This window comes from Variovorax atrisoli 110B (genome assembly GCF_000382045.1).
GTDB lineage: Bacteria > Pseudomonadota > Gammaproteobacteria > Burkholderiales > Burkholderiaceae_C > Variovorax > Variovorax atrisoli.
In genome coordinates, this window is the sequence record NZ_KB907460.1 from 150,890 (window position 1) to 173,023 (window position 22,134).

Consider the following 22,134-nt stretch of genomic DNA (forward strand, 5'->3'; position numbering starts at 1 on the left):
ACCGGGCGAGCGCTCGCGCGCTCAGGCGCGCATCGCCCGCTGCACGGGAGGAGGAAAGCCGGGCCAGGCGAGCAGCTCGCCGCCCTCGCTGCGCTGCGAGCCCGGACCCGAGCCCGGGTGCCTCGGTGCATGCAGCGCGGCTTCGAGCGCGCGGTACTGCGCTGCGGCGATGAGGTCCTGCTCGCTGGCGCCGGGGTCGCGCGGGCCGCATTCCTGCATGAGCTCCAGCACGGCGCGTTGCATCTGCAGCAGGTCGGTGCTCAGCCGCGCGAGGCGCAACTGCATGTCGGCGGGGATGCTCATGGCTTGCCCCCCTCGCGGCCGATGCCGTAGCCCTGCAGCCACTGGGCGCCCGCGTCGGCTGCGATGTGCACGTCGTCGTCGCGCTCCACGCCGTCGACGACGACGTGCGGCGCGAAGTGCGCGCTCGTCGCCAGCATTCCGCGCAGGCACTCGCGGCCGAACTCGCTGTCGCGCGCGCGGCGCAGCAGGGCCGCGTCGAGCTTCACGATGTCGGGCTTGCAGGCCTGCACGGCCGCGACGTTGTCCGCGCCGCCGCCGAAGTCGCGGACGGCGATGCGGCAGCCGCGCATCTGCAGCTGCACGCAGAAGTCGTGCGCGGCCTCGAGGTCGGGCAGCGAGGCGCTGCCCGCGATCTCGATCACCAGGCGGGAGGCCAGCGCGGGCTCCCTTTCGAGAACCGCGAGCAGAGAAGCCCACCAGTGGTCGATCTGGATGCTCTGCGCCGAGATGCTCACGCCGATGTGCGCCGAAGGCTGCAGCCGCAGCGCGGCCACGGCCCGCCGCATCGCGGTGCGGTCGAAGGCGCGCGTGAGGCCCAGCCGCTGCAGGCAGGGCATGAACACTTCGGGCGCGAGCGAGGCCGCATCGCCGCGACTGGGTGCGATGCGAGCGCGGCCCGATCGGTACAGCGTGGTCGCGACGCTGCCGGGATGCACCACCGGCTGCCACGAGAACGAGAGCTCGTCGGCGCGCAGCGCTTCGCTCACGCGCACCGCGACGTCCATGTCGGCGCGATAGAGCTGGCGCCATCCGTCGGCGCGGCTCTCGCGCGAATCGGGAAAGGGCTGCGCGGTCCACAGCGTGAGTTCGATCTCGGAGGCGCCCATCTGCTGCGGCGAGCGCACGTCGATCCAGTCGGCATGCAGCTGCACCAGCGCGGCGATGCCGCCGGAGCGCACCGGCTCCGCACCGAGCACCGCGAGCAGCGTCTCGACCGGGTGGCTCGCTCGCCGCGAGGCGCCCGATGCCTTGCCCGCTTCGTGGATGCCGAAGGGGCCGCATTCGAAGGCCTCGTTGGCCCACACCAGGAAGCAGTCGTCGCGCAGCCGCGCCATGTCGGACGAGGGCAGCGAGGTGAAGCCGGCGCACAGCCTGCGCTGCACCTCGAGGCTCGCGGCGGATGCGAAGTCCTGCCCGTAGGCTTCGGCCAGGTGCGGCAGGTTCGCGATGAACACGAAGGCGCAGGCCCTGCGTGCGGCGGCGCGCTCCACGGATGCGCCGGAGGCCCTGGACGTGGGGTCGGCTAGCGGCCCATGGGCGTCATGCGTGCCTTGCGTGCCTTGCGTGCCTTGTGCGCCATGTGAACCATGTGCGCGGTTGGCCGCGGACGTACGCTGCGCCCATGCGGCGGGCCGGTGCGTGCCTGCAGGCCAGGCGGTCGGTGATGAGAGAGCGGCCATTTGCGTCCTCGATCGAATTTCTTTTCTCGAACCCGGTGAAGGGAGAAGGGGCCGCGTTTCTCGCGGCAACACTTCTCCATTCCGCGCGGTGGTGCGGAATCAAGACGGAAAGCAGGAAATCACCGGACGTGCGAATCCCTCACGCAGTACGGCGCTCCTCGGCGGAGTGCCGGCGATCGGCTATCGGGTCACAGGTGGGAAAAGGGGGCGCTTCGCCAACGGCGTCGCGCGGTACGCGGCGGCTAGGTGTACGGCATGGATGTGGCCTTCGGCTCGGCGGGGCCACGCGTTCGTGCGGCGGCCCCATGAACCGCATCGAGCGGCTCGTACGTTCGGTGGAACGAGGGTCTGCAGGCCATCACGTGCAAGCTCCGTAGGACAGTTGTGAAACAAAATGAATACTACGGATTGCAGTAGGACCCCGCATTCGCTTTCGGACCGCGAATGTGTGCCAGTTCACATTTGTCAACACTGACCAGGACAAATCGCGGTTTCCGGGTCGAAGGCGGGTTCGCAGCCCGGCCCGAGCGGCTTCGCGGCGCCCTGCCTTGTTCGTGCATGCAGAATGCCGGGCACCGATTTCTCAGCACTCTTCGCCATCGCCGCGGCCTCCCCGCGGACCATGGCGGGAGTGGCACCGCACCGAGGGAGTCCATGCTGTTGTATCTGTTCGATCTCGCGGGCGTCGCCGTGTTCGCGATCAGCGGCGTGCTGGCCGCCGGACATGCGGGGCTCGACTGGCTGGGCGTTCTCGTGATCGCCTCCGTCACTGCCGTGGGCGGCGGCACCCTGCGCGACCTGCTGCTCGACCGCCATCCGGTGTTCTGGATACGAGACGTGCGCTATGTCTACGTGATCCTCGCGGCGACGGCGGCGGGCATCGCATGGGTGCACTTCATGCCACTGCCCGAGCATGCGCCGGCCTTGGCCGATGCGCTGGGGCTGGGGCTCTTCGCCATCACCGGGGCTCAGATCGCCGAGGAGCGGCGGCTGCCCGTGGTCATCGTGACGCTGGTCGGCACCATGACCGGCGCGGCCGGCGGGCTGGTGCGCGACGTGCTCACCGCGCATGTCCCGCTGCTGCTGAGCAGCGGCATCTACGGCTCGGCCGCCATCGCGGGCATCGCCGCCTACCTGCTGCTCCAGGCGGCCGGCGTCGGCAGGCGCTGGGCCTTCCATGCGGGCGTGCTGGTGATCGTGGCGCTGCGCCTGGGCGGCATCTATGGCGGCTGGCATCTGCCGCTGCTGCGGCTGCCGGCCTAGATCGATGACTCCTTCCTGCTTGTTCCGGCGGCACGGCCGTGGTGGCCGAGCCGCTTCGCTCAGGCCGCGGCGGCCCTTCCGGGGCTCCTGAGCAGGCTCACCACGCTCCCCGCGAAAGCGGTCGATGCCGCCAGCGCGAGTCCCAGGTGGACGGCCGTGTGCGACGGCAGCAGCCCGAACAACAGGCTCATCGCGAGGCTTCCGAGCGTCAGCCCGGTGAGTCGCGCCGTTCCTTGCGCGCCGCCGGCCGCGCCGCTGCGTTCCTTGGGTGCGGACAGCAGCATGTTCTGGTTGTTGGGCGTCTGGAAGAGCCCGAAACCGAAGCCGGCGAGGCTGGTGAAGAGTGCGATCGGCAGTGCCGGGTTGCTGTGGATGGGCCACAGCGCGCACAGCGCCAGCCCGGTCGCGAGGAACGCGCTGCCCGCCGCGCAGAGCCATGCGGTGGGCACGCGTTGCGCGAGTCGCGCCGACAGCGGCGCTGCCAGCATCACCGCAAGGGGCCAGGGCGTCATCAGCAGGCCGGTGGCCGCGGTGCTCTGGCCGAGCTCGTGCTGGATGTAGAAGGGAAGTGCCACGTAGCTGGCCATCTGGCCGGTGAAGCAGCAGACCGAAGCGATGATCGAGATGCGGAAGGAGTGCACGCGCAGCAAGTCGAGCGGCACCAGCGGCGCCTTCCTGCTCGTCTCGCGTCGCACCAGCAGGACCATGGAAACCACCGCCACGCCGAGCAGTGCGCCGCCGTGCGTCAGGCTCGACGGCAGCCGGTCGCTTCCGAGCACGAAGGTGGCGAACATCACCGCGTTGAGCGCGATGCTCCAGAGATCGATGCGGTCGCTCGTCGATGCCGGGCGCGGCAGCTTCGTGCATGCGAGCAGCACGAGGATGCCGATCGGCAGGTTCACCGCGAAGAGCCACGGCCAGCTGGCGGTCGAGAGGATGAAGGCGCCGATGGAAGGCCCCGCCGCGGTGGCGCCCGCGATCGAGAGCGCGTTCCAGCCGATGGCGCGCGCCAGCAGCCGGCGCGGATAGGTGAAGCGCAGCAGCGCCAGGCCGAGCGGCATCACCGCGGCGGCGCCCAGACCCTGCAGGCAACGCGCGGCCACCAGCCACGGCAATGACGGAGAAAGCGCGCACAGCACCGACGCGGCGGTGAACAGCGCGATGCCGCCCGCGAACACGCGGTGATAGCCCAGCCGCGCGCCGATGGCCGAGGCAGGCAGCAGGAACATGACGACCGCGAGCTGATAGGCCGTGATGATCCAGACCGCATCGGCAGCCGTCGCGTTCAACTGCCCGGAGATGGTCGGCAGCGCGACGTTGGCGATCGCGCCGTCGAGCACCACGAGGGCGCCCGCGCCGAGGATCGCGGCGGCGGCTGCGATGCGCCGAGGCATCGGCAGGCCATCGGCATCGTTCGCTGCCTCGGGCGCAGCGGCGCGGGGGCCGGGGGCAGACGAGTCGGAGGAGGAAGTAGGGGAATGGATCGGGGGTGAAAGCAGCATGGGAGTGGCCTTGTGGAGTGAAGACGCTCGATTGCGTGAATCCAGAATAGGACGCGGCGCAGCACCGGCCCAGAGCGCGGGACGCAGGTTGTTCCTGCATGCGGCGCCTGTTCCCGCACGCGGCGGCTGTGCTAGCGTCCGGTCATGCCGGACGCCGACCTCAACCTGCTGACCGCGCTCGACGCGCTGCTTTCCGAAGGCAATGTGGCGAAGGCCGCCGAGCGCATGGGGCTGAGCGAATCGGCCATGAGCCGCACGCTGGCGCGGCTGCGCGAGGCCACGGGCGACCAGCTCCTGGTGCGCGCAGGACGCGGCATGGTGCCGACGCCGCACGCCCTGGCACTGCGCGAGCGCGTGAGGGACCTGGTGCAGGACTCGCACGCGGTGCTCCAGCCCGCCGATGCGGCCATGGACCCGCGCACGCTCCAGCGCCTTTTCACCATACGGGCCAACGACGGATTCATCGAAGCCTTCGCGCACGTGCTCGTGGCCCGTGTCGCGAAGGAGGCGCCCGGCGTCCGCCTGCGCTTCGCGCCCAAGCCCGACAAGGACGTGCGTCCGCTGCGCGAAGGACTGATCGATCTGGATGTGGGCGTGCTGAGCGATTCGGCGGGGCCGGAAGTGCGCGTGCAGGCGCTCTACCGGGACCGGTTCGTCGCCGCGGTGCGCGAGGGCCATCCGCTGCTGGCCGAAGCCGCGATCACGCCCGAGCGCTACGCCGCATGCGACCACGTGATCACTTCACGCCATGGCCGCAAGGAAGGACCGGCGGACGTGGCTCTGGCGGCGATGGGATTGAAGCGCAACGTCGCCGTCACGGTGCCCAGCTTCGGTTCTGCCCTGTCGATCGCGGCTGCGACCGATCTCGTGGCGCTGATACCGGCCTCGTACTTCGAACGCCTGAGGGCGCAGAGCACGCTGCGCTCTTTTCCGCTGCCCATGCCCACCGACCGGATCACCATCTCGCAGATGTGGCATCCGCGCATGGATCGCGATCCCGCGCACAGGTGGCTGCGCGGCATGGTGCTGGAGCTGTGCCGGAATCTGACGGGGGACGAGGGCCCGCCCGCTCGCTGACAGGAGCTGGCGAATGGTTTCTTCGTATCTTTCCTGATGTTTCGCTGACTCCGTAACCGTCGGGTAAAGGTCGCAGAGTGGCGCCTGGGGCGGGCGCTTCGCCGTCAAAATATCGTGTATGCAATCTCTGATCGAACAACTCTCCGACTCGGTGGCTTCGGCCAGGACGCTGGAAGACCTGACGCGTCCGATGCTCGAGATGCTCGGCGCGGTGACCGGGCTGGAATCGACCTATCTCACCACCATCGACCTCGACAAGGGCCAGCAGCACATCCTCTTCTCGCGCAACGCGAGGCAGCTGAGCATTCCCGAGGGGCTCACCGTGCCCTGGGCCGACACGCTGTGCAAGCGGGCCATGGAAGAAGGGCGCACCTACACCGGCGACGTCGCCAGCTGCTGGGGCGATTCCGGTGCGGCCAGGGAGCTCGGCATCCAGACGTACGTGAGCACGCCGGTCAAGACCGAGAGCGGCGACCTGTTCGGCACGTTGTGCGCCGCGAGCTCCGAGCAGCAGTCCCTGCCGCCGCATGCCGAGCCCGTGCTGCAGCTGTTCGCGCGTCTCATCGGACAGCAGGTGGAGCGCGAGCTGCTCTACAGGAAGCTCGAGAAGGCGCACGCAGAGGTCGTCACGCTGGCTTCCACCGACGCGCTCACCGGCCTGCCGAACCGCCGAACGCTCATCGACGGGCTGCGCCGGATGATGGCCCAGGGCGAGCGCGACGGCACCAGCGTGCTGGTCGGCTTCATCGACATGGACGGGTTCAAGAAGATCAACGACACGCACGGCCACGACGTAGGCGACGAGTTCCTCGTCGCCATGGCCGCTCGTCTGTCGGCGTCGATGCGCGCAGGCGACATGCTGGCGCGCAACGGCGGCGACGAGTTCGTGGCGATCGGTGCCGGCCCTGCCTTCGGAGAGTCGCCCGATGCGGCGGCTCGCTCGCTCGCCGACCGGTTGAGCGAAAGCACCATCGGCGAGCTGCGGCTTCCGGGCGCCGTGCTCGACTATCGCGGCGCGAGCGTCGGCGTGGTGGCCGTCGATCCGCGCAGCACCTCGGCCGCGGATGCGTTGCGGCTGGCCGACGAGGCCATGTACGCCGTCAAGCGGAAGCGCTACGCGGTCGCCGGCGCGGGCAGCCGCGAAATGGCCGCGGCCTGAGCGGCTGCGCGCTCCGGCTCATCGAGCGCCGCGGTCCCGCAGCACCGTCTTCCCGGTGCGGGGATCGGTCAGCGTCACGTTCTCCAGCGCCTTGATCCTCCACGCGCCGGCCTGGCGCGTCAGCACGGCAAGGATCAGCGTATCGACGACGTGCGGCCCTGCCGGATGCGCCGCGCCGGCGGCGAGGCGGCTCCAGAAGTGCGTGACCGCCGCGTCTTCGCCCAGGGCCACGACGTCGATCAACTCGTTCTCCAGCGTCGAATCGCTGTAGATGCTCGCGTGGATGGGGGCGTGCATGGCGACGATCTCCTCGACGCCGCGCACGTAGTGCCCGAAGCGGTTCACGAAGGTCGCGTCCGCGTGGAACAGCGCGCCGAGGGCCTGCATGTCGTGGGCGTTCCATGCAGCCTGGAAGGCGCCGGGAATGTCTTCGGGAAGGCTTGGATGGGGCATGGTGATCTCGTCTTCCTCGTGCAGCTTGCGCCGCGATCTACAGCGATCGACAGCGGCTTCGCAACGACCCCTGCCGCCGTTGCGGTCGAACCTGGCCGATAGCGGCCGATAGCGGCCTTTCATGCTGTGCGGACGTTGGGACGAATCAGGCCCTGAACCAGATCCTGAGCGTCACATACAGCGCGTACACCAGCGCCGCCAACATCCACGCAATGAAGAACACGTTGGCCCAGAACTCGCCGGGGTTGGCCGCGAGCGTGTAGATCTGTCCCGAGCAGGCCTTGCCCACGCATGGCACTTCGCGGCGGACCAGTGCGCGCAGCATGTAGAAGAGGAGGTAGCAGGAGATGCCGCCCGCCATCAGGAAGCCCACAGGGCCGACGATTCCCTTGGTGAGCTCGTCGTTCTCGTCGCGCGGCCCCTTGCGCAGCAGCTTCTGCCCGAACCTGTACCAGGCGAATCCGAGAAGCAGCATCAGCGAGTAGTAGAGGAAGTCGCGCATGTCTTGCGGGCAGAGGAGGGATGCGGCCGGTCGAGGCGCCGGGTGGTGGCCGACTTTAGCTCAGGCGGGCATGATCCAAAAGCCGGGCCGGCGCGTATCGCAAGCGATGGGAGCGCGCCATCCGGCGCATGCCCGACGAGGAAAAAAGAAACGCATATGCCGAAGGACATCGCATCCGCCCACGACATGGTCCGCCAGCGCGCCCGTGGGTTGCGTCAGGGCCGCAGCGCCGAGCGGCGGCAGGATCTGGCCGACTGCATCGAGGCGTCGGACCGCGCATGACCGGCAGCCTCACCACCGTCGCGCTCGCGGGCCTTGCCTGGACCGCCTCGCTCGCGCTTGCCACCTGGGCCGTGAGCCTCGTGCGGCACGATGCGAGCCTCGTCGACCGCGTATGGGCGATCCTGATCGCAGGCGCGGGGCTCGTGTACCTCGCGCTGCTGCCGGCGCCGCAGACCGCGCGCGGGTTGTGCATGGCGCTGATCGGCAGCGCGTGGGCGCTTCGGCTTTGCATCTACATCACCTGGCGCAACTGGGGGCACGGCGAAGACCGCCGCTACCAGGCGATCCGCGCGCGCAACCAGCCCAACTTCGGTTTCAAGAGCCTGTACCTGGTGTTCGCGCTGCAGGCGGTGCTCGCCTGGATCGTGTCGGCGCCTTTCCTGCCGGGCATGGCGGCCGAACGGCCGCTGGGCCTGCTCGATGCGCTCGGTGCTGCGCTGGGGCTGTTCGGCTTCGTCTTCGAAGCCTTGGGCGACGCGCAGATGGCGCGCTTCAAGGCCGACCCCGCGAACCGGGGCCAGGTGATGGACCGCGGCCTGTGGCGCTACACGCGGCACCCCAACTACTTCGGCGAGGCCTGCGTGTGGTGGGGCATCTGGCTCATGGCCATCGGCGGCGCGGGGTGGAGCGGGGCGTGGAGCATCGTGTCGCCGCTGCTCATGACCTGGCTGCTGCTGAAGGTCTCGGGCGTGCGCATGCTCGAAAGCGACATCGGCGAGCGCCGCCCGGCCTATCGCGACTACATCGAGCGCACCAATGCCTTCGTGCCGGGACCGGTGCGCGCCGCTCGGCTGAAGCCCTAGCCGGTGGCCCTGGCGGCCCGGCGGTGGCACGATTGCCGCGGTGAAGCCTTCGTCCAACAGATCTTCCGCGGCAGCGATGCGTATCGTCCTCTGGAGCACGGCATTCCTCGCGCTGGTCGTCCTTGCGGGCGTGGCGTACGAGCAGCTCGGCCGCTACCGGGCGCAGCGCGACTTTCCCGCGCCGGGAACGATGGTCGACGTCGGCGGCGGGCGCCGGATCCAGCTCGACTGCCGCGGCTCCGGCTCGCCCACCGTCGTGTTCGAGGCCGGGCTGAGCGTCGATGGCTCGCTGAGCTGGTCGGCGGTGCAGCCGGCCGTGGCGGCGCGCACGCGCGCGTGCGCCTACAGCCGCGCCGGGCTGATGTGGAGCGATCCGTCGAATGCGCCGATCAGCGCGAGGCAGGTGGCGAGCGATCTGCACGAGGCGCTCACCCGTGCGGGCGAGCGCGGGCCCTTCGTGCTCGTGGGCCAGTCGCTCGGCGGCCTCTTCGCGACGACCTTCGCGCATCGCTTCGGCAATGAGGTGGCGGGGCTGGTGCTCGTGGACCCGTCGCACCCCGACCAGGTGGCGCGCGTCGCGGCCTACATGAAGGAGACCCGCTCGCTGCGCTCGCGCATCGCGGTGTCGCTTTCCTGGAGCGGCCTGCTGAGGGCGATGGCGCCGAGGCTGCTGCCCAGGGCGCCGAACCAGAGCGAGCACGATGCGCAGGCGATACGGGCCTACGCACCGAAATCCATGGTCACCCAGATGGCGGAGGGCGACGCGACCGACGCGATGCTCGCCGAGGCCGGCGCCTTCCGCGACCTGGGCAGCCGTCCGCTGGTGGTGCTCACCGCGATGGCGCCGTACACGCAAGAAGAGCTTCGCGGAATGAAGATCACGCCCGAGCAGGGCCGCGAGGTGCTCGCCATCTGGCAGCAGCTTCACGTCGAGGAGGCGGCGTGGTCTTCGCGCGGCAGGCACCTGTCGCTGCCGAAGTCCAGCCACGACATCCAGTTCGACGATCCGGCCGCGGTGACCGAGGCGGTGCTTTCGGTGGTCGACACGGTCCGCGCGGAAGGCGGCAGGCGCTAGCTGGCAGCCTCGCTTGGTGGCAGCCGTCACCAGCGGATCTTCACGCCCACGCTCCCTTCGATGCCGTTGCTCCTCGTGCGCACGGCGCCGCCCGAGGCCCAGGTCTTGCCGAGCTCTGCATACAGGCTCGCGTTCTGCGTGAGCTGCAGCGTGGCGCCCGCCGCCAGCTCCGTGCTCGTGCCGCCGGTGCGCGTGGCGATGTCGGTGTATGCCGCCGGGCCGACGAAGCGGCTGATGTCGGTGCCGCTGCCGCTGCGGTAGACGTTGAAGCGCACATAGGGCTGCAGCAGGCCGGCGGAGGTGGCGATCTCGCCCTTCACCCGCACGCCCGCGCGTGCGAGCCAGCCGCTGTGGCTGTGCTGCTGCACCAGTGCGGCGGCGATGCCGGTGTCGTCCAGGCTGATGCGCTGGTGCACCAGCTGCAGCTGCGGCTCGATGGTCCAGCCCGGTGCGATGGCGAACGCCTGGCCCACCTCGATGGAGGCCAGCAGGCTGCTGCCCTTGCCCGTGCTGGAGAAGCCCAGCGTGGGCGACGCCGTATAGCGGTGGCGTCCGGCCTGCAGCACGCCGTCGACGTACAGGCCGCTGTCGTTCTTCCAGGTGGCATAGGCGCCCAGGTACTGGCTGCGCAGGTCGTTGGTGCCGGCCGCGTAGTTGACGATGCCGCGTGCGAAGCCGCTCACGCTCATGTCGCCGTTGAGCTCGCCGACGTAGACGCCCGCGCGCCAGTGGGCGTCGGCCCAGAGGTCGGTGCCGGCCTGGAAGCCCGAGAGGCGCCCCTTGCTGGTGGGGCTCACGGTGCCGCCCTGGCTGATGCTGCGGTCGGTGCTGATGATGCGCGCCCAGGCCTGGCGGTAGCCCTGGTCGGGCATGGCGGGACCGGCATCGTTGCCGGGCGGCGGGCCGTCGTCGCCCAGCCGCTGGCGCATGCTGCCGAGCATCGTCAGGTTGGCCTGGCGGAACTGCTCGGGCAGCGCGGCGTACAGCGGTACTTCGGCGCGGTAGGTGGGGACGGAGATGCCGCCGCCGCCTCCTGTGCTGCCGCCGCTGCTGCCAGCGCCGCCATTGCCTCCACTGCTTCCACTGCCTCCGCTACCGCTTCCGCCGCCGTTGGCCGGCGGCGTGACGACCGCGCTGGAGCGCAGGTACCAGTTCTCGCCCGCGCCGCTCGCGTCGGCTGCGTAGAGCCGGTATTCGTAGGCGCCGGCATCGACGTGGCCTCCTGCCAGCGCGAAGGCGCTCTTCGTGGTCTGCGCGGTGGTGGTGGCCCCGTTGATCGCGCTGACGACCTCGATGCCGTTGCCGGTGGTCAGCGCCCCCAGGCCGCCGAGGTTGGTGATCTGCACGTTGGTCGTGCCGCTGGCGATGGCGGTGCTGCCGCTGAGCACGAGCCTGTCGGTCGCGCTGCTGCTGTTGCCGAGGGCCGTGCCCAGGCGCAGCGTGCCGCCATTGCCGACCCAGGGGCCGGTGACGGTCAGCGTGGTGCCCGGTGCGGAGCCGACCAGCGACACGGTGCCGCTGTTGGACATCGACGCGACGGTCTGGCTGTTGCCGGCGAGGTCGAGCGTGGCGCCGGAGCCCACGGTGAATGCGCTGGCGCTGCTGAGCGCACCGGCCGTGCCGGCGCGCAGCGTGCCGGCGTTGATGCTGGTGGGACCGGTGTAGACGTTGGCGCCCGACAGCGTCAGCGTGCCCGCGCCGCTCTTCACCAGGCCGGCAGCTCCGGAGATGGGGCCCGACCAGCCCATGTCGTGGCCGTTGGTGTCGATGGTGCCGGTGCCGCCCAGCAGCAGCGGGCTGCTCAGGCTCAGGCCGTTGGCGCCCGCGACGATGCTGGCGGTAGCGCCGCTGTCGATGGCGACGGCGCCCGTCAGCGCTGCACCGGCGTTCAGCGTCAGGCTGTTGCTGCCGCCGGTGAACTCCACCGCGGCCGCGCGGGTGACGCCGTCGCCGCCCAGGCCGCCGGTGATGCTGCCGCTGTTGACGATGCCGAGGTTGGCGCCCAGCACGCCCACCCCGCCCGCGCCGTTGGCGCCGCGCGCGCCGCCGTTGCTGTTGGTACCGCCGACGCCGCCGTTGCCGCCGGCGATGGAACCGCTGTTGCCGAGCGTGGTGCTGCCCGACGCGCGCAGGCCGATGCCGCCGTCGCCGCCCGCGCCGGGTGCACCAGTGCCGCCGACCCCGCCGCCGCCGGCACCGCCCGCGCCCCCTGCGCCGCCGGTGACTGCGCCCGAATTGGTCACAGTCAGCGCGCTGCCCGTCAGCGTGATGCCGATGCCGCCCGCACCGCCGCCGCCGCCCGACGCATTGCTGCGGGCCGGCAGCAGCTCGGAGCCGCCCGCGCCGCCGGCGCCGCCGCTGATGGCGCCGGTGTTGGTGAAGCCGAGGCCCGGCGTGGTCGCGTTCAGGAGGAAGCCGCCGCCACCGCCGCCGCCGCCACCGCCTTGGGAGAAGGCGTCGCCGCCCTTGCCGCCCGCGCCGCCGGTCGAACTGCCGGTGGCCGTGTAGCTGCCCGTGGGCCCGAGCAGGATGGAGCCGTAGCCCCCCGCGCCGCCGCCGCCTGCCGCCCAGTAGCCGTTGCCGCCCGCGCCGCCGGCGCCGCCCGTGTAGCTGTTGGAAGAAGAGCCGACGCCGCTGCCGATGGTCGCGCCCTGGAAGCCGCCGCCGCCACCACCGCCGTAGCCGTTGCCGTTGCTCATGTCGCCCGTCTGCGACTGGCCGGCCGCGCCGTTGTCACCCTGCAGAACGCCGGGGCTGACGGTGTTGCTGCCGGCTCCAGCCGCGCCGCCCGTGCCGGCGGTGGCGCCGGCGAAGGTGCCGGTGCTGGCGGCGGAGCCGGCCGTCGGGCCCGCGCTGGTCGACGATCCGCCGGCGCCTCCGTTCGCGTTCACCGTGGTGTCGTTGAGTCCGCCGCTGCCGCCGCTGCCGTCGGCGCCGCCCGATCCGGCGTGCAGCGAGGTGTCGTTGGTGGGCTGGCCGCCGGCGCCGCCTGCGGCCAGTGCCGGGCCCGCACCCAGCATCAGCGCCGCGAGGGCAGGCGCCAGGGCGAGGTGGCAGGTTCGCGGCTCAGCCGATCTGGCGGAGCGCGCGTGGCCGCGCGAGGTTTCGGGTGCGGCGACCCAGGTGCCGCGGGCTGGATTCCAAAGGGTCCGAAAAACCTTGTTCATGGCTTACCAATTTGTTCGTTCGTTCCTCGCCTGAACGGGCAGGCTCCCGCGTGCGGGCGCGTGTCTGTCCACCGCCTGCACATGCCGTCGTTTTCGATTTGCAAGTCAAAAATGTAAGTACGCGTTGCGACGGGCGATATGCCCGGAAGCGGGTACCTAGGCGGGCCCTGCCGGATGCCCGAAGCGCGATAACGCTGCGTGGCCGCAGCGGCGGTTGCGGCCCAGCGGGCTACGGGCGATAAGCCGCGTGGCGCGGATATCCCCTGAACTGCGTCAAGAGGTAAGCAATGTTTCGCGCGAAATACAAAGGAGCTAGCGGCTCGCCGGGCGGCGAGGGCGCTTTCCGGCCTGCCCGCGCTTCTGCTGCGGCTGCAGCGCTTGCTCCTGCCCGTGCCCGAGGCTGCGGAGGTAGGCGCAGAACATGTCGGCCATGGCGTCCGAATACGCGGCGATCTCGGCGTCGGTGCGCGGACTCTCCGAGAACTGCTTGCCGACCGCGCTGAACGTGGTCGTGATCAGGTCGGCGGCGATTGCGCGCGTGGCCTCGACGGCGTGGGGCAGGGCTTCGCGCATGAAGGCCTTCATGACGCGGTCGCCGGCGGCGCGTGCCTCGTGCGCCTCGGGGGCGTCCCGGTAGAGCGGGGCGGCGTCGTTGAGCGCCACGCGCATTCCGGCTTCCTCGCACTCCGAGCGCACGAAGGCATGCACCAGCATGCGCAGCCGCTCCAGCGGCGGGCGCTGCGTGTCCTCGAGGATGCCGCCGAGCATCTCGCTCGTCTGCTTCCACTCGTCGCTCTGCAGCCGGAAGAGGATCGACGCCTTGTTCGGGAAGTACTGGTAGACCGATCCGACGCTCACGCCGGCCCGCTCGGCCACGCGCGTGGTGGTGAAGCGCTGCGCGCCTTCCTTCTCCAGAACCTGAAGGGCCGCCTCCAGGATGGCCGCGACGAGGTCGTTCGAGCGGGCCTGCTTGGGCTTTCTTCTAGAGGAGATCGGCGAGCTTTTGCGGTCGGCCATGGGCGTGGTTCGCAACGCGAATAGGAAATGTGAATGTTCCTTCATATTATGAGCGCACCTTCACTCCAACACGAAGAACCCTGTGACAACCCTCACCGACAAGCCCTTGGCGCCCCTGCTGGAGCGCCTGTTCCAGGAGGCCGCCGAGGCATCGCCCGCGACGAGCGCTGCTATCGCCGGCCTCTCCGACGAAGAACGCGCGCAGTTGATGCGCAGCAAGACCGGCTACCTCGATCTCTACGCGCGGCTCAAGGACGTTGCTCTGCCCGTCTCGCGCGAGACCGGCCTGCTGCTCTACATGCTCGCGCGCAGCGGCGGCGCCCGGAACATCGTCGAGTTCGGCACCTCCTTCGGCATCTCGACGCTGCACCTCGCCGCGGCCCTGCGCGACAACGGCGGCGGCCGGGTCGTCACCACCGAGTTCGAGCCCTCCAAGGTGGCGCGCGCCCGCCGCAACCTCGAGGCCGGCGGACTGGCCGACCTGGTCGAGATCCGCGAGGGCGACGCGCTGCAGACGCTCGCTGCCGGCCTGCCCGACTCGATCGACCTGCTGCTGCTCGACGGTGCGAAGGCGCTCTACCCCGACATCCTCGCGCTGGTCGAAAGCCGCCTGCGGCCGGGCGCCTTCGTCGTCGCCGACAACGCCGACCACAGCCCCGAGTACCTGGCGCACGTGCGCTCGCCCGCCTCGGGCTACCTGTCCACGCCCTTCGGCGAGGACGTCGAGCTGTCGATGCGCCTCGGATGAGCCCGCCCGCGCATTGAACCCCACGCGGACGCCGCAGCGTCCGCAGTGCCAGTCGCACTGGCCGTAAGCGTCTGACGTCAACCAACGCACTCCACGATCCTTGCCGGTCTGGGTGCGTCCGCATGCGCGCTCCGACCGGCCGGGAGAACACATCCAACCCGGACGACACCATGAGCATCCCATCGACACCATCTGCGACTTCATCGTCACCGCCACCTTCGGCATCGACGCGCGACCCCGCACAGGGCCGCCTGCTGCTGCTGACGGCCATCCTCTTCATCTCCTATCTCTGCGTGGGCATGTCCCTGCCGGTCGTGCCGATCTTCGTGACGGGGCAGCTCGGGCTGGGCAACGTGTGGGCGGGGCTCGGCGTGGGCATCGCCTTTCTCTCGACCGTGCTGAGCCGGGCGTATGCCGGCACGCAGTCCGACCGCGCCGGGGCCAAGTCCGCCGTGGCGCGCGGGCTGGTCTTCTACGTGAGCGGGGCGCTGGTCTCGCTGCTCGCGGGCCTGCTGGCGCCGTCGCCCTGGACGGCCTACCTGGTGCTGCTCGCGGGGCGGCTGCTGGTCGGCCTCGGCGAAAGCCTGGTCGGCGTCGGCATCATCGGCTGGGGCATCGGGCTCGTCGGGCCGGCGCGCTCGGGCAAGGTGCTGGCTCTGGTCGGCGCCGCCATATACGGCGCGCTGGCGGTCGGCGGGCCGATTGGGCTCGTGCTGCAGCAGCGCTTCGGGTACGCCGGGGTCATGAGCGTCGGCGTGATCCTGCCCTGCCTCGGCATGCTGGCGATCTGGCGGCTGGCCGGGGTGCCAGCGCACCCCGGTGCCGAGCGCCCGCCGTTCTGGCGCGTGATCGGTCAGGTCTGGCCGCACGGCACCATCGTGTGCCTGCAGGGCATCGGCTTCGCGGCGATCGGCGCGTTCTTCACGCTGCACTTCCTCGACCAGCACTGGCGCTTCGCCGGGCTGGGCCTGACGGCCTTCGGCGGCGGCTTCGTGCTGGTGCGGGTGCTCTTCGGGCATCTGCCGGACCGCGTGGGCGGGCTGCCCGTGGCCATCGGCTCGCTGGCCGTGGAGACCGTGGGGCAGGCGCTGATCTGGAGCGCTTCCGATCCTGTGCTCGCCCTCGTCGGCGCGTTCCTCACGGGGCTCGGCTGCTCGATGATCTTCCCTTCCATGGGGCGCGAGGTCGTGCAGCTTGTGCAGCCGCATCTGCGCGGCACGGCGCTGGGCGGCTTCTCCGCGTTCCAGGACGTCGCCTACGGGCTGACGGGTCCGCTGGCCGGGCTGCTGGCCGACAGGGCGGGGTATGGCGGCGTGTTCCTGGCCGGCGCGGGCGCGGCGGCTGCGGGGCTGGTGATCGCGATCAGCCTTCGCCGGACTCAGACACGCTCTCGGCCCTGACCGCGCAGGAGGCCTTGGCCTTCAGCTCGGCTTCGAGCTCGGCCTTCAGTTCGGAGGCGACCTTCTGCGGCTCCAGCCGCAGCTCGACAAGGTCGCGCTCGCCGACGCAGAGACCATCGAGCCGCACGTAGATGCGCGAGAAGTTGCCTCCCAGCGCACGCGCCACGTCGCCGAGGCAATCGGCCAGCGTGGCGAAGCCGCCGTTGCGGTACGAGCTGGGAGGTATCACGCCCCTGGAGCGGGGCGCGCGAACGGAGTAGGCGTACGACGAGGCATCCTTGCGCAGCTCCACCACGGGCTGCAGTCCACGCTGTGCTTCCCCTGTTCTCTTCATGGCCGCAGTGTAGATGCGGCGAAACCCCCTGACCAGCCGCCCAGGTCAGGGGCTCGGCCCCAGCGCGCGCTGCTTCGCGACGAACTCCGGCGTGATCGCGGCCTGCTTGTTGCCGAACTGCGCGATGACGTAGTTGGCCAGCGCCGCGACCTCGGCGTCGGTGTAGGCCTTGCCGAAGGCCGGCATGTAGATCTCCCTGTCGTGCACGTGCATGCGCACGCCCTGCAGGATCATCTGCGTCACGTTGGAGCCGTCGGGGTCGTTCACGCCGCGCGTTCCCAGCAGCGATGCGTCGGCGGTCTGCTGGCCCTTGCCGTTCCACTGGTGGCAGCTTGCGCAGGCGGCAGCGAAGAGCCTGAGCCCCTGCTCGTGGCCCTCGGCCGTGTTGGCGGCCGGCGCCGAGGCATTCGCCGCAAGCGCCCATGGCGCCTTCGCGTCGATCTCGATCGGGTTCTTGCCACTTTTCGCTGGCACCGTGCGCAGGTAGCTCACGAGCGCCGAGGCGTCTTCCGGCTTCAGGTACTGCAGGCTGTGCTCCACCGCCTCGCCCATCGGTCCCGACGCCGAGCCGCGTCCCTCGGCATGGCCGGTCGTGAGGTAGGCGGCGATCTCGGCGTCGCTCCAGGCGCCGATGCCGCTCTTCGCGTCGGAGGTGATGTTGTAGGCGCGCCATCCCTGGATGGATTCGCCCGCGAGCTCGTTGCCCTTGTCCATCGCGAAGGCGAAGTTGCGCGGCGTGTGGCATTCGGCGCAGTGGCCCAGCGCGGTGGCGAGGTACTTGCCCTGGTTCCACGCGAGCGGCTTCGACGCGTCGGCCTCGAAGCGGGCGCTCTTGAAGAAGGCCGCGTTCCAGAAGCCCATGGCCCAGCGCTGGTTGAACGGGAAGCCGAGGTCGGGCTCCCGGTTCGGCTGGCTCACCTTGGGCAGGCTGAACAGGTAGGCCTTGATCGCGAGCACGTCGCTTCGGCTCAGCGCGGTGTACGAGGTGTACGGGAAGGCCGGGTACAGGCGCTTGCCGTCGGCGCGCACGCCGTCGTGCAGCGCGCGCACGAACTGGTCGTCGCTCCACTTGCCGATGCCGGTCTCGGGGTCCGCGGTGATGTTCGACGAGTAGATCGTGCCGAAGGGCAGCACGAAGGGCAGGCCGCCTGCGAAGGGCTCGCCCTTGCCGCCGGGCACCGTGTGGCAGGCGATGCAGTCGGCGGCCTTGGTGAGGTACTCGCCGCGCACGAGCAGCGCTGCATTGCTGGGTGCGCCGGCCAGCACGGGCGCCTCGCCCGCGGAGCCGTCGGTGCGGTTCAGGAAGAAGTAGAGCGCGGCGCCGACGACGACCAGCACCGCCAGGGTCTTGAAGAACCGCTTCATGCCGACCTCCCTTCGTCGAATCCCTTGCCGGGCCCTGCATCGGCGACCTTCTTCTTCAGCGCCTCTTTGTCCTGCGCCAGCAGCGCGCGGTTCACCGGCAGCGCGCGCAGTCGCACGCCGGTCGCGGCGAAGATCGCGTTTGCCAGCGCCGGTGCCGCGATGGCCGTGCCGACTTCGCCGAGTCCGCCCGGGGCTTCCGCACTCTTCACCAAGTGCACCTCGATGGCCGGCGCTTCGTTGATGCGCAGCGTCCGGTAGTCGTGGAAGTTGCTCTGCTCGATGGCACCGTCGCGCAGCGTGATCTCGTTGTAGAGAGCCGCGCTCAGCCCGAACAGCAGCCCGCCCTGGATCTGCGCCTCGATGGAGCTCGCGTTCACTGCGATGCCGCAGTCCACCGCGACCACCGCGCGCCGCATGCGCACCTCGCCCTGCGGCGAGACTTCGGCCTCGATGATGGCGCACACGCGGCTGCCGAAGGCATCGCCCACGGCCACGCCGCGCCCCACGCGCGCGGGCAGCGAGCCCTGGCCCCAGCCGATCCTGCTGGCCGCGAGGTCGAGCACCGCGAGCGTGCGCGGGTTCTTCTGCAGCATCGCGCGGCGGTAGGCGACCGGGTCTTTCTTCGCGCGTTGCGCGAGTTCGTCGATGAAGCTCTCCATCACGAAGAGGTTGTGCGTGGGGCCCACGCCGCGCCACCAGCCGACGTTCAGGCCAGCCGGCATGTCGTGCCGCACCCATTCGACCTTGAGGTTCGGCAGGTCGTAGCAGGGCTCGGCCACGCATTCGATGAGGTCGCCGTCCATGCCGTCCTTGCCCATGAAGGCGGGTGCCCAGCGGCCCAGCACCGTGCCGCCCGAGATGCGGTCGCCGAACCACTGGATGCGGCCTTCGCCGTCGACCACTGCCGAGATCTCGTCGTGGTACATGGGGCGCACGATGTCGTGGCGGATGTCTTCCTCGCGTGTCCACACCACCTTGAGCGGGTAGGGCACCTGCTTTGCGAAGGCCACGGCCTGCTCCACCGAATCGGTTTCCAGCCGGCGGCCGAAGCCGCCGCCCAGGTACTGGTTGTGCAGCACCACCTTGTCTTCGGCCAGGCCGGTGATCTTCGCGGCCACGCCCACGCAGCGCGCCGGCACCTGCGTTCCCACCCACATGTCGCAGCCGTCGGGCCGCACGTGCACCGTGGTGTTGAGCGGCTCCATGGTCGCGTGCGCGAGCATCGGCAGGTCGTAGGTGGCCTGCACCAGCGTGCCTTCGGGCCGCTTGCCGGTTTCCTTGCCGACGATGGCCTTGTCCTTCGCGAGCGCATCGGCCAGCGCCGCGCGCAGTTGCTGCGTGGTGAGCGTCGCGTTGCGCCCCGGCGTCCACTTCAGCTTCAGCGCCTCGAGGCCGCACTTCGCGGCCCAGAAATGCTCGCCCACCACGGCCACCGCGTCCTTGATGCGAAGAACGTCGATCACGCCGGGTATGGCGCGCGCGGCCTTGTCGTCCACCGAGGCCAGCACGCCGCCCAGCGTGGGGCTCGCCTTGACCGTCGCCACCTTCATGCCGGGCACGCGCACGTCGATGCCGAACTGCGCGGTGCCGTTGACCTTGCCCGCCGAGTCGACGCGCCGCAGCGGCTGGCCGATGAGCCGGAAGTCCTTCGGCTCCTTCAGCGCCACCTTGGCCGGCATCGGCAGCTTTGCGGCGGCGCCGGCCAGCGCGCCGAAGCCGAGCTGACGGCCCGAGGCCGCATGGCTCACCACGCCGCGCTCCACGGTGCAGCTCGCCGGGTCGACCTTCCATTGCGCCGCGGCGGCACTCACCAGCAGGGTGCGCGCCACGGCGCCGGCCTCGCGCAGCACGCCGAAGGTGCCGCGCGTGCTGGTCGAGCCGCCGGTGATCTGGCCGCCGAGCAGCGGCATGCCGTAGAGCGCCTCGTTCGCCGGCGAGTGCTCCACGCGCACCTGGTCGAGATCGACGCCGAGCTCCTCGGCCAGCAGCATCGCCGAGCCGGTGTAGATCGCCTGGCCCATCTCGGCCATCGGCATCACCAGGCGCACGCCGCCGTCGGCATCGATGCGGATGAAGGCATTCGGCGCGAACGCCGGGTTGCCGTCGGCGAGTGCGGCTGCCGCGTCGCCCGGCTGCTGCCTCGGGTTGATGGCGGCGAAGGCCTTGCCCGTGCCCAGCCACGTGAAGGCCAGCGCGAGGCCGCCGGCCTGCAGGGCCGCGCGGCGGCTGATGCCTCCGATGCCGATGCCGCTGGCGGGACGGTCGAGGGTCTTCATGATGCGCTCCTTGCCGGCATCACCGCCACCGACTGCATCACTTCGGCCTTGCCCGTGGCGGCCTGCTTGATGGCTGCGCGGATGCGCGAGTAGGTGCAGCACCGGCAGACGTTGCCCGACATGGCCAGGTCGATGTCGGCGTCGCTCGGGTTGGGCGTGCGCTGTATCAGCGCGGCGGCCGACATGATCTGGCCCGACTGGCAGTAGCCGCACTGCACCACGTCGACGTCGAGCCAGGCCTTCTGGATGCTCTTGCCGGCCGGCGTCTGCTCGATCGCCTCGATGGTGGTGACCGCCTTCTTGCCGATGGCGCCCACCGGCAGCACGCACGATCGCACGGGCTGGCCGTCGAGGTGCACGGTGCAGGCGCCGCACTGCGCGATGCCGCAGCCGAACTTGGTGCCTGTGAGTCCGACGATGTCGCGCAGTGCCCAGAGCAGGGGCATGTCGTCGGGTGCGTCGATGGCAACGGACTGGCCGTTGATGTTGATGTCGATCATGGGCCTTGCCTTTTCTCCGGTTCGCCGTGGGTGGAGCGAACCATAGCGCGACTTTGCAAAGCGCGCTTGGCGGGCAAGGGTGTGTTCGACCGGCGCGCGATGCTTTCATCGCAGGCGCCGGCCTGCGTTCATTCGAAGGTATTCATCGCTGCCGTGCACTGCAGCAGCGTCGATGCCCCGGGCAGGCGAAGCGGCGTCAGGCAGGCATCTTCTGAACGGCCGGCGCCTGCAGCGGCGGCGTGCCGTTCTTGAACAGGCTCGCGAGCTGCTTGCGCAGCTCGGGCGAGTCTGTGTGGCCGTGAACGGTCACGGCATGCTGCACCGCGGCATCGAGCAGTTCGCTCTCGCTGTCGGCGCAAAGCGCGACGCTGCAGTTCGTCGTGCTCGGGTACTCGCGGCAGTCGATGTATTGGCGTGGCATGGCGACTCCTTGAATATGTCCTCACGGACGTGCTTCGAAGATCAGGTTGAAGGGCGTCTCGCTGGCGCGGCGGAAGTGCGTGAAGCCGCCCTTGGCCGCCACGTCGCGAAGCCGCGCCTCGCCGGCCTGCGCGCCCAGGCACAGGCCCACTTCCTGCGAGCGCGATGCGGGCGTGCAGATGAAGTTGGAGGCCGAATAGAACACGCGCCCCACCGGGTTCATGTTGTCCTCCAGCCGGTCGTTGGCGAAGGGTTCCACCAGCATCCAGGTGCCCTGCGGCCTGAGGCTGGCGCGCACGTGCGCCGCCGCGCCCACCGGGTCGCCCATGTCGTGCAGGCAGTCGAAGAAGGCGACGAGGTCGTAGTCCCTGCCCGGAAAGTCCTTCGCGCTCGCGACCTCGAAGCTCAGCCGCTTCGGATCGTCGATGCCGGCCTTGCGCGCCGTCTCGCGTGCGCGCTCGATCGACGGCGCGTGATAGTCGAAGCCGACGAAGCTCGACGCTGGATAGGCCTGCGCCATCAGCAGCGTAGAGGCGCCATGCCCGCAGCCCACGTCGGCCACGCGCGCGCCCCGTTCGAGTGCGGCGGCGACCCCTTCGAGGGCCGGTATCCACTGGCTCACGAGGTTGGCCGCATAGCCCGGCCTGAAGAAGCGCTCGGTGCCGTGGAACAGGGCGGGGTCGTGCTCGTGCCAGCCGATGCCCAGGCCCGTGCGCATGGCCTGGACCATCTTGGGCACGGCCTTGAACTGCGCCACCGCGATCTGGAAGGCGCCGGGCACGAAGGCCGGGCTGCCTTCCTCGGCGAGCGCGAAGGCCTGCTCTTCGGAGAGCGAGAAGACCTCGCCCTTCGGGTCGTACTCGACATAGCCGCTCGCGGCCTGCGCCGAGAGCCATTCGCGCAGGTAGCGCGGATCTGTCTCGGTGCGCCGGGCCAGCTCTTCCGCCGTGCCCGGGCCCTTCGCCATTTCCTTGTACAGGCCGAGCTGGTCGCCCACGACGATGGTCGCGGCGTGCATCACGGCGCCGATGTCATGGACGAAGTTACCCATGAACGCGTTAAGCCTTGTTTCGTCGATAGCCATGTGT

Annotated in this window: 21 protein-coding genes; 8 read left to right on the plus strand and 13 right to left on the minus strand. The window is 70.3% G+C overall.

From position 1 onward, the window contains the following. Window positions 1–21 precede the first annotated feature (21 nt). Window positions 22–303 (minus strand): hypothetical protein, encoded by a 282-nt coding sequence (locus G369_RS0126370; protein WP_019657057.1) that lies wholly within the window; start codon window positions 301–303, stop codon window positions 22–24. Continuing rightward, complete coding sequence (locus tag G369_RS0126375; protein WP_099047492.1) at window positions 300–1,703, minus strand: EAL domain-containing protein; 1,404 nt, start codon at window positions 1,701–1,703, stop codon at window positions 300–302. The genes G369_RS0126370 and G369_RS0126375 overlap by 4 nt, the downstream gene beginning before the upstream one ends. A gap of 654 nt (window positions 1,704–2,357) precedes the next feature. Here G369_RS0126375 and G369_RS0126380 point away from each other — a divergent pair. Next, the gene (locus G369_RS0126380) at window positions 2,358–2,966 is read left to right on the plus strand and encodes a trimeric intracellular cation channel family protein (protein ID WP_019657059.1); all 609 of its coding nucleotides are present in this window, start codon (window positions 2,358–2,360) and stop codon (window positions 2,964–2,966) included. A gap of 59 nt (window positions 2,967–3,025) precedes the next feature. Here the strand turns inward: G369_RS0126380 and G369_RS0126385 are convergent, their stop codons facing one another. Beyond that, window positions 3,026–4,468: an MFS transporter gene (locus tag G369_RS0126385; protein WP_019657060.1), complete on the minus strand. Its 1,443-nt coding sequence runs from the start codon at window positions 4,466–4,468 to the stop codon at window positions 3,026–3,028. A gap of 144 nt (window positions 4,469–4,612) precedes the next feature. On the opposite strand from G369_RS0126385, the gene G369_RS0126390 reads away from it, so the two are divergent. Together G369_RS0126390 and G369_RS0126395 are read left to right on the plus strand one after the other, a co-directional pair. Then, entirely contained in the window at window positions 4,613–5,545 is a 933-nt protein-coding gene (locus G369_RS0126390) for a LysR family transcriptional regulator (protein ID WP_019657061.1), read from the plus strand. Between the two features lie 118 nt (window positions 5,546–5,663). Then, a complete protein-coding gene (locus G369_RS0126395) occupies window positions 5,664–6,704 on the plus strand; it encodes a sensor domain-containing diguanylate cyclase (RefSeq protein ID WP_019657062.1) in 1,041 nt (346 codons plus the stop codon). Window positions 6,705–6,722: 18 nt separating this feature from the next. Here G369_RS0126395 and G369_RS0126400 read toward each other — a convergent pair whose 3' ends face one another. Continuing rightward, window positions 6,723–7,157 carry an SgcJ/EcaC family oxidoreductase gene (locus G369_RS0126400; RefSeq protein WP_020723271.1) on the minus strand — a complete coding sequence of 145 codons (435 nt, stop codon included), beginning with the start codon at window positions 7,155–7,157 and terminating at the stop codon, window positions 6,723–6,725. A gap of 145 nt (window positions 7,158–7,302) precedes the next feature. Beyond that, complete coding sequence (locus G369_RS0126405; RefSeq protein ID WP_019657064.1) at window positions 7,303–7,659, minus strand: hypothetical protein; 357 nt, start codon at window positions 7,657–7,659, stop codon at window positions 7,303–7,305. A 156-nt stretch (window positions 7,660–7,815) separates the two neighbouring features. Here G369_RS0126405 and G369_RS39730 point away from each other — a divergent pair, with 156 nt between their 5' ends. From G369_RS39730 to G369_RS0126420, 3 genes are all read left to right on the plus strand, one after another. Further along, window positions 7,816–7,941 carry a hypothetical protein gene (locus G369_RS39730; RefSeq protein ID WP_019657065.1) on the plus strand — a complete coding sequence of 42 codons (126 nt, stop codon included), beginning with the start codon at window positions 7,816–7,818 and terminating at the stop codon, window positions 7,939–7,941. Next, window positions 7,938–8,744, plus strand: a complete 807-nt coding sequence (locus G369_RS0126415; protein ID WP_019657066.1) for a DUF1295 domain-containing protein — start codon at window positions 7,938–7,940, stop codon at window positions 8,742–8,744. Before G369_RS39730 ends, G369_RS0126415 begins: the two co-directional genes overlap by 4 nt. Window positions 8,745–8,820: 76 nt before the next feature. Then, window positions 8,821–9,819, plus strand: a complete 999-nt coding sequence (locus G369_RS0126420) for an alpha/beta fold hydrolase (protein ID WP_019657067.1) — start codon at window positions 8,821–8,823, stop codon at window positions 9,817–9,819. A 26-nt stretch (window positions 9,820–9,845) separates the two neighbouring features. Here G369_RS0126420 and G369_RS0126425 read toward each other — a convergent pair whose 3' ends face one another. Both G369_RS0126425 and G369_RS36335 read right to left on the minus strand, forming a co-directional pair. After that, a complete protein-coding gene (locus G369_RS0126425) occupies window positions 9,846–12,986 on the minus strand; it encodes an autotransporter outer membrane beta-barrel domain-containing protein (RefSeq protein WP_019657068.1) in 3,141 nt (1,046 codons plus the stop codon). A 312-nt stretch (window positions 12,987–13,298) separates the two neighbouring features. Further along, window positions 13,299–14,003: a TetR/AcrR family transcriptional regulator gene (locus G369_RS36335; RefSeq protein WP_019657069.1), complete on the minus strand. Its 705-nt coding sequence runs from the start codon at window positions 14,001–14,003 to the stop codon at window positions 13,299–13,301. 82 nt (window positions 14,004–14,085) lie between these two features. Here G369_RS36335 and G369_RS0126435 point away from each other — a divergent pair, with 82 nt between their 5' ends. Both G369_RS0126435 and G369_RS0126440 read left to right on the plus strand, forming a co-directional pair. Next, window positions 14,086–14,751 carry an O-methyltransferase gene (locus G369_RS0126435; RefSeq protein WP_019657070.1) on the plus strand — a complete coding sequence of 222 codons (666 nt, stop codon included), beginning with the start codon at window positions 14,086–14,088 and terminating at the stop codon, window positions 14,749–14,751. A gap of 170 nt (window positions 14,752–14,921) precedes the next feature. Further along, window positions 14,922–16,151, plus strand: coding sequence for an arabinose transporter (locus G369_RS0126440; protein ID WP_157773788.1), 1,230 nt, complete (start codon window positions 14,922–14,924; stop codon window positions 16,149–16,151). On the opposite strand, the gene G369_RS0126445 is transcribed toward G369_RS0126440, so the two are convergent. The 6 genes from G369_RS0126445 to G369_RS0126470 all read right to left on the minus strand — a co-directional run bounded on the left by G369_RS0126445 (window position 16,114) and on the right by G369_RS0126470 (window position 22,130). Then, window positions 16,114–16,485, minus strand: a complete 372-nt coding sequence (locus tag G369_RS0126445; RefSeq protein WP_019657072.1) for a hypothetical protein — start codon at window positions 16,483–16,485, stop codon at window positions 16,114–16,116. The genes G369_RS0126440 and G369_RS0126445 overlap by 38 nt on opposite strands. A 45-nt stretch (window positions 16,486–16,530) precedes the next feature. Beyond that, the gene (locus G369_RS0126450) at window positions 16,531–17,850 is read right to left on the minus strand and encodes a c-type cytochrome (RefSeq protein ID WP_019657073.1); all 1,320 of its coding nucleotides are present in this window, start codon (window positions 17,848–17,850) and stop codon (window positions 16,531–16,533) included. Then, window positions 17,847–20,126, minus strand: a complete 2,280-nt coding sequence (locus G369_RS0126455; RefSeq protein WP_019657074.1) for a xanthine dehydrogenase family protein molybdopterin-binding subunit — start codon at window positions 20,124–20,126, stop codon at window positions 17,847–17,849. Before G369_RS0126455 ends, G369_RS0126450 begins: the two co-directional genes overlap by 4 nt. Next, complete coding sequence (locus G369_RS0126460) at window positions 20,123–20,626, minus strand: (2Fe-2S)-binding protein (protein ID WP_019657075.1); 504 nt, start codon at window positions 20,624–20,626, stop codon at window positions 20,123–20,125. Before G369_RS0126460 ends, G369_RS0126455 begins: the two co-directional genes overlap by 4 nt. Window positions 20,627–20,822: 196 nt before the next feature. Further along, complete coding sequence (locus G369_RS0126465) at window positions 20,823–21,047, minus strand: DUF1059 domain-containing protein (protein ID WP_019657076.1); 225 nt, start codon at window positions 21,045–21,047, stop codon at window positions 20,823–20,825. Window positions 21,048–21,068: 21 nt separating this feature from the next. Continuing rightward, window positions 21,069–22,130, minus strand: a complete 1,062-nt coding sequence (locus G369_RS0126470) for a class I SAM-dependent methyltransferase (protein WP_026346650.1) — start codon at window positions 22,128–22,130, stop codon at window positions 21,069–21,071. Window positions 22,131–22,134: the final 4 nt, after the last annotated feature.

Bases quoted from the DNA above. Each gene is read 5' to 3' on its own strand.
- G369_RS0126370 (WP_019657057.1), bottom strand. From the start codon at position 303: ATGAGCATCCCCGCCGACATGCAGTTGCGCCTCGCGCGGCTGAGCACC.
- G369_RS0126375 (WP_099047492.1), bottom strand. From the start codon at position 1,703: ATGGCCGCTCTCTCATCACCGACCGCCTGGCCTGCAGGCACGCACCGG.
- G369_RS0126380 (WP_019657059.1), top strand. From the start codon at position 2,358: ATGCTGTTGTATCTGTTCGATCTCGCGGGCGTCGCCGTGTTCGCGATC.
- G369_RS0126385 (WP_019657060.1), bottom strand. From the start codon at position 4,468: ATGCTGCTTTCACCCCCGATCCATTCCCCTACTTCCTCCTCCGACTCG.
- G369_RS0126390 (WP_019657061.1), top strand. From the start codon at position 4,613: ATGCCGGACGCCGACCTCAACCTGCTGACCGCGCTCGACGCGCTGCTT.
- G369_RS0126395 (WP_019657062.1), top strand. From the start codon at position 5,664: ATGCAATCTCTGATCGAACAACTCTCCGACTCGGTGGCTTCGGCCAGG.
- G369_RS0126400 (WP_020723271.1), bottom strand. From the start codon at position 7,157: ATGCCCCATCCAAGCCTTCCCGAAGACATTCCCGGCGCCTTCCAGGCT.
- G369_RS0126405 (WP_019657064.1), bottom strand. From the start codon at position 7,659: ATGCGCGACTTCCTCTACTACTCGCTGATGCTGCTTCTCGGATTCGCC.
- G369_RS39730 (WP_019657065.1), top strand. From the start codon at position 7,816: ATGCCGAAGGACATCGCATCCGCCCACGACATGGTCCGCCAGCGCGCC.
- G369_RS0126415 (WP_019657066.1), top strand. From the start codon at position 7,938: ATGACCGGCAGCCTCACCACCGTCGCGCTCGCGGGCCTTGCCTGGACC.
- G369_RS0126420 (WP_019657067.1), top strand. From the start codon at position 8,821: ATGCGTATCGTCCTCTGGAGCACGGCATTCCTCGCGCTGGTCGTCCTT.
- G369_RS0126425 (WP_019657068.1), bottom strand. From the start codon at position 12,986: ATGAACAAGGTTTTTCGGACCCTTTGGAATCCAGCCCGCGGCACCTGG.
- G369_RS36335 (WP_019657069.1), bottom strand. From the start codon at position 14,003: ATGGCCGACCGCAAAAGCTCGCCGATCTCCTCTAGAAGAAAGCCCAAG.
- G369_RS0126440 (WP_157773788.1), top strand. From the start codon at position 14,922: ATGAGCATCCCATCGACACCATCTGCGACTTCATCGTCACCGCCACCT.
- G369_RS0126445 (WP_019657072.1), bottom strand. From the start codon at position 16,485: ATGAAGAGAACAGGGGAAGCACAGCGTGGACTGCAGCCCGTGGTGGAG.
- G369_RS0126450 (WP_019657073.1), bottom strand. From the start codon at position 17,850: ATGAAGCGGTTCTTCAAGACCCTGGCGGTGCTGGTCGTCGTCGGCGCC.
- G369_RS0126455 (WP_019657074.1), bottom strand. From the start codon at position 20,126: ATGAAGACCCTCGACCGTCCCGCCAGCGGCATCGGCATCGGAGGCATC.
- G369_RS0126460 (WP_019657075.1), bottom strand. From the start codon at position 20,626: ATGATCGACATCAACATCAACGGCCAGTCCGTTGCCATCGACGCACCC.
- G369_RS0126465 (WP_019657076.1), bottom strand. From the start codon at position 21,047: ATGCCACGCCAATACATCGACTGCCGCGAGTACCCGAGCACGACGAAC.
- G369_RS0126470 (WP_026346650.1), bottom strand. From the start codon at position 22,130: ATGGCTATCGACGAAACAAGGCTTAACGCGTTCATGGGTAACTTCGTC.